A 4,767-nucleotide genomic window follows, 5' to 3' on the forward strand; every position below is an offset into this window, starting at 1 on the left:
AGCAGGCTCTCTATCTGATCCGCTCGACGCTGCTCACGCTCAACGATGCCAACCGCACGGGCAATTACACGGTGCTGCGCGACCTTGCTGCGCCCGATTTCCAGGCGCGCAACACCGCCGCCGATCTCGCGCTGAATTTTCTCGATCTGCGGCGCCGCAACTTCGATCTCTACGGTGCGGCATTGCTGGCGCCGCAATTCAGCGACGCGCCCGCGCTCGATCAGCGCGGAATGCTGCGCTTGGCAGGTTACATCCCGACCCGGCCGCAGCAGATCCAGTTCGATCTCACGTTTCAGACCGTGGCCGGGCAATGGCGTCTGATCGCCATCGCGATCTCTACGCCGGAAGCCGCATCCCCCCAGCCGCAAGCCCAGGTGACGCCCGTGAAGCCGGCTGTGCCTGCACAGAAGAAGACGCCGTGAGCGTTTCTGAGCACTATCTCATTGATAAGTCTTCGTTTGTCGCCAGATTGGCGGCCGCGCCCCACCCTGTTCTCGCTGCTCCTGGCAGCCCCGATTAAGCCGCCCTTAGCGAATGCTCCCCTAGTGTCCTGACCGTCCATTTCCCTGCTCCCCGGCCGGATGCCGGTCAGTTTGCGGCAAGTCAGAGCGTTTTCGGATGGAGCAGCCTGCCCGGCAGTATGATCCTGGCGTGCCCGAGCCGTTGGTCACGGCGGCGGCCACGCGGACGCTCGTCATCGATCTCGAAGGCGGCCTGCTGCGGTCCGAGTTGCTGATGGAGGCGCTGTTCTCCAGCCCCGCCCGCATGCTCGCCCGCTTCGGCGCGGGCGGACGACCGGGCATGGCGGCACTCACGGATATCCTGGCGCGCGCCGAGATCGACTACGCCCATCTGCCCTATGATTCCGACGTGTTGAACCGGGCGCTCGCTGCGCGGGCGCGGGGCGCGAAGATCTATCTGGTGGCTGGCCGCTTCGCCCGTCATGCCGCCGGCATTGCCGCGCATCTCGGCTTTGACGGTGTCGTTGCGCCGGCCGATCTGGCTGCGGGAGAAAACCTGCCGTTCGATCCCGGCGCCATCGAGCGCATCGAAAATCGCAGCCGCAACGCCAGCCTCAAGACCAGCCTCAGGACCTGGGCCAAGGCGCTGCGCGTCTATCAATACGCCAAGAACACGCTGGTGTTCGTACCTGTCATCACCGCGCATCAGCTGAATTTTGCCAGCTTTGGCTCCGCGCTGCTGGCGTTCCTGGCGTTCTCGGCCTGTGCGTCTGGCGCCTATCTGATGAATGATCTCCTGGATCTCGCAGCGGACCGGCAGCATCCGACCAAGCGCCATCGCGCGCTGGCGGCCGGAGATCTGCCGATCTCGTCCGCGCTATCAGCGATCCCTGCGTTGTGGCTGTTCGCGGTCGTGGCCGGCCTCTGCATCTCGCCTCTGTTTCTCGGCGTGCTCGGCGCCTATCTTGTCACCACCATCGCCTATTCGCTCGCGCTCAAGCGCAAGATGCTGGTCGACATCGTCACGCTCGCCGGTCTCTACACGCTTCGCATCGTCGCCGGCGCGGTCGGCGTCGGCGTGGTGCTATCGGAATGGCTGCTGATCTTCTCGCTCTTCGTGTTCACGTCGCTGGCGCTGATCAAGCGCTTCAGCGAGCTCAGCATGCGCGAGAGCGCCGGCCTTTCCGATCCTTCCAACCGCGACTATCGCGTCACCGATCTGCAAATCATCGCCGCGATGGCGGCGGCGAGCGCGATGAACGCGGTGACCGTGTTCTCGCTCTACGTCTCCTCGACCGCGGTGACGCCGCTCTACAGCCGTCCCTGGCTGCTGTGGCTGCTCAATCCGCTGCTGCTGTACTGGTTCGGCCGCGCCCTGATGATGGCGCATCGCCGCGAGATGCCCGATGACCCGATTCTGTACGCCTTCCGCGACGGCCCCAGCCGCATTGCGGTTGCGGCGATGATCTGCATCATGCTGGCGGCGATCTGAGCGAAGCCCGTGCTTGCGCGGCCCGCCGGCAATGGCTACATCGCGGGCAATCTGAATTCGCTATTTGCCGACGCACCGATTAGACCCGAGGTTTTGAAACGCCATGACCGTACGCCTGCATCGCGGCGACCTGCCCGACCTGTCCCGCTACACCGGAGCGGTGGCGATCGACACCGAGACCATGGGGCTGAACCCGCACCGCGACCGGCTCTGCGTGGTGCAGCTCTCGCCCGGCGACGGCAGCGCCGACGTGGTGCAGATCCCCAAGAGACACACCGACGCGCCGAACCTCAAGGCGCTGCTGGCCAATCCCGCCATCACCAAGATCTTCCACTTCGCGCGGTTCGACGTCGCGGTGCTGTACCAGACCTTCGGCGTCATGACCGGCCCGATTTATTGCACCAAGATTGCCTCGCGCCTGACCCGCACCTACACCGATCGCCACGGCTTGAAAGACCTCGTGCGCGAGGTGCTCAATGTCGATCTCTCCAAGCAGCAGCAATCCAGCGACTGGGGTTCCGACAGCCTGACCGAGCCGCAGCTCGCCTATGCCGCCTCGGACGTGCTGCACCTGCATGCCTTGCGCGAACGGCTCGACGCCATGCTGGTGCGGGAGGGCCGCACCGCGCTGGCCAAAGCCTGTTTCGACTTCCTGCCGACCCGCGCCCTGCTCGACCTCCAGGGCTGGGCGGAGGAGGACATTTTCGCGCATTCCTGAGCCCTCGCCCGCCGGTTAGACTTCGGGCTGCGCCCCGTTTCGGACACTTTCATGCGGCCTGTCCAAGCCTGATATGTACAAGGCTGCATATTGCGGCGGTCACGGGTACAATGGAGCGGCCTGCAACCCGGCCTGGCGAGCGGCACCTCAGGAGCTCAGGTGAATTCGGCCCACAATCCCACCTACGACGCCGCGCTTGCGGCGAAGTTTGCCAGCGCGGCGCGCCACAGCCGTCTGGTGCGGATTCTGCGCCTCGCGGTGCCGGCTGCAGTGCTGTTGTCGATGGCCGCGATCGTCGGCGTCTCGGTCTTCAATCCGTTCCGCATGCTGATGCCGAAGCTGCCGCTCGATTCCGGAAACCTGGTGGTGTCGGGCACCAAGATCACGATGGAATCGCCGCATCTGGCGGGCTACACGCCGGACCAGCGGCCCTACGAGCTCTGGGCCAAGACTGCGACACAGGACATCACCGATCCCGATCATGTCGATCTCTCCGACCTGCGCGCGAAAGTGCTGATGGAGGATCAATCCACCCTGTTCCTCGATGCCCGCACCGGCCGCTTCGACAACAAGCAGCAGCAGCTCGATCTGCACAAGGACATCTTCCTGCGCACCTCAACCGGCTACGAGGCCCGGCTGAACTCGGCCTTCGTGGACATGGGCAAGGGCACGGTCTCCTCGGACGAGCGCGTCGACGTCAAGCTGACCAACGGCACGCTGACCGCGGACCGCTTACGCATTACGGAAGGCGGCGACGTCATCCGCTTCGAGGGCAATGTGGTGATGCATCTGGACAAGCTGGATGACCCCGCCGCCGCTCAGCCTGCGCCGGCCGAGCCCGCGCCGGCGGCGCCGCCGGCCAAGTCAAAGAACAAATCTGCCAATTCAAAGTGATTTCATGATCAGGTCTTTTCCGCGCAACGACAACAAGCGCAGCGCCATCTTCAGTGCAGCTGCGCTCGCCGCCATTGTCGTGCTTGCTGCAACCGGCACCGCTTTTGCGCAGAGCACGATGCAGGGCGTGCCGAACGCGATGCAGGGTTTTTCGCAGAACCGTGATCAGCCGATTCAGATCGAGGCCGCCTCGCTCGAGATGCGCGACAAGAAGAAGGAGGCGACCTTCGCCGGCAATGTGAAGGTCGTCCAGGGCGACACCACCATGACCTCGAAAACCCTGGTGGTGTTCTACGAGTCGGGCGGCGACAAGCCCGCCACGCCGCAGCCTGCGGCCAAGGCGGCCAAGGGCGCGCCGATGCAGTCGGCGCAGCCGGGCCCCGGCGGCAGTTCCTCGATCAAACGGCTGGAGGCGCGCGGCAATGTCGTGGTCACCCAGAAGGACCAGGTGGTGACCGGCGAGACCGCCGTGTTCGACACCAGGACCAATCTCATCACCATGCTGGGCGGCGGCGGCCAGGTCGTCCTGACGCAGTGCAAGAACGTGCTGCGCGGCGACCGTTTGATGGTCGACATGACGACGGGCGTGTCGCGGGTGGAATCCGACAACGGCCGGGTTCAGGCCCTGCTGCCCCAGGGCGGCGGCAATGATTGCGGTTCGGGCAAGCCCGGCGGGGCGCCGCCTTTGCAATTGCCCGGCGCAACTAAACCGAAATGAATTCAACAGCTTGGTTCGGATGCGGCCGAACCGAGGTTGAAGCTTGGCCGGCGAGACTGTATCTAGCGCGCAGGGCTTTCGTAGCGGGGTCCGCCGCTTTTCGGGCGTGTTTCACTGGGCATGAGACATCCCTTCACTCATGCTGCACCGGCTAGTCGAACGACCGGTGCGGCAGATCGCGCGAATTCGCGCAGGATCGTCGCGAAAGGCTAGAGGGCGGGGATGGTCGATCTCTTCAGCATGTTCCGTCGGCGCCCCGCCAAGCGCGGCCGGCCAGGATTTGCGCGTCAGGACATCACCGCGCTCGGTGACGGCGTCGGCGGGCTCGTGACCAGCCCGATCCGGGACGCGCCGATGGCCCGCGACCAGGCGATCCATGCGCCCGATCAGTTCCCGGGCGACTATCAAGGCGACTATCAAGCCGAGGCGCCGCGCCAGCCGGCAGTTCACCCCGTCAGGGCCGCCGCCAAGCCGAACGGCGGGG

At 65.2% G+C, this 4,767-nt stretch carries 5 protein-coding genes and 1 pseudogene; all 6 read left to right on the plus strand.

The features are described 5' to 3' along the window. The coding region (locus tag IC66_RS0137085) for a hypothetical protein (protein WP_038972323.1) at nt 1-422 on the plus strand (422 nt) is incomplete at its 5' end. 229 nt (nt 423-651) lie between these two features. After that, nucleotides 652-1,953 (plus strand): UbiA family prenyltransferase, encoded by a 1,302-nt coding sequence (locus IC66_RS0137090; protein WP_063712077.1) that lies wholly within the window; start codon nt 652-654, stop codon nt 1,951-1,953. 103 nt (nt 1,954-2,056) lie between these two features. Then, nucleotides 2,057-2,671, plus strand: coding sequence for a ribonuclease D (locus tag IC66_RS0137095; protein WP_038950978.1), 615 nt, complete (start codon nt 2,057-2,059; stop codon nt 2,669-2,671). A 159-nt stretch (nt 2,672-2,830) separates the two neighbouring features. Continuing rightward, nucleotides 2,831-3,565, plus strand: coding sequence for an LPS export ABC transporter periplasmic protein LptC (gene lptC, locus IC66_RS0137100; protein ID WP_028139456.1), 735 nt, complete (start codon nt 2,831-2,833; stop codon nt 3,563-3,565). A 4-nt stretch (nt 3,566-3,569) separates the two neighbouring features. Next, on the plus strand, nt 3,570-4,283 hold the full coding sequence (locus IC66_RS0137105) for an LptA/OstA family protein (RefSeq protein WP_038950979.1): 714 nt from the start codon (nt 3,570-3,572) through the stop codon (nt 4,281-4,283). A 222-nt stretch (nt 4,284-4,505) separates the two neighbouring features. After that, nucleotides 4,506-4,767 (plus strand): annotated as a pseudogene (locus tag IC66_RS0137110) (LPS export ABC transporter ATP-binding protein); the annotation flags it as partial.

It is taken from the genome of Bradyrhizobium genomosp. III (assembly GCF_000261705.1).
Taxonomy (GTDB): Bacteria; Pseudomonadota; Alphaproteobacteria; order Rhizobiales; family Xanthobacteraceae; genus Bradyrhizobium; species Bradyrhizobium ottawaense.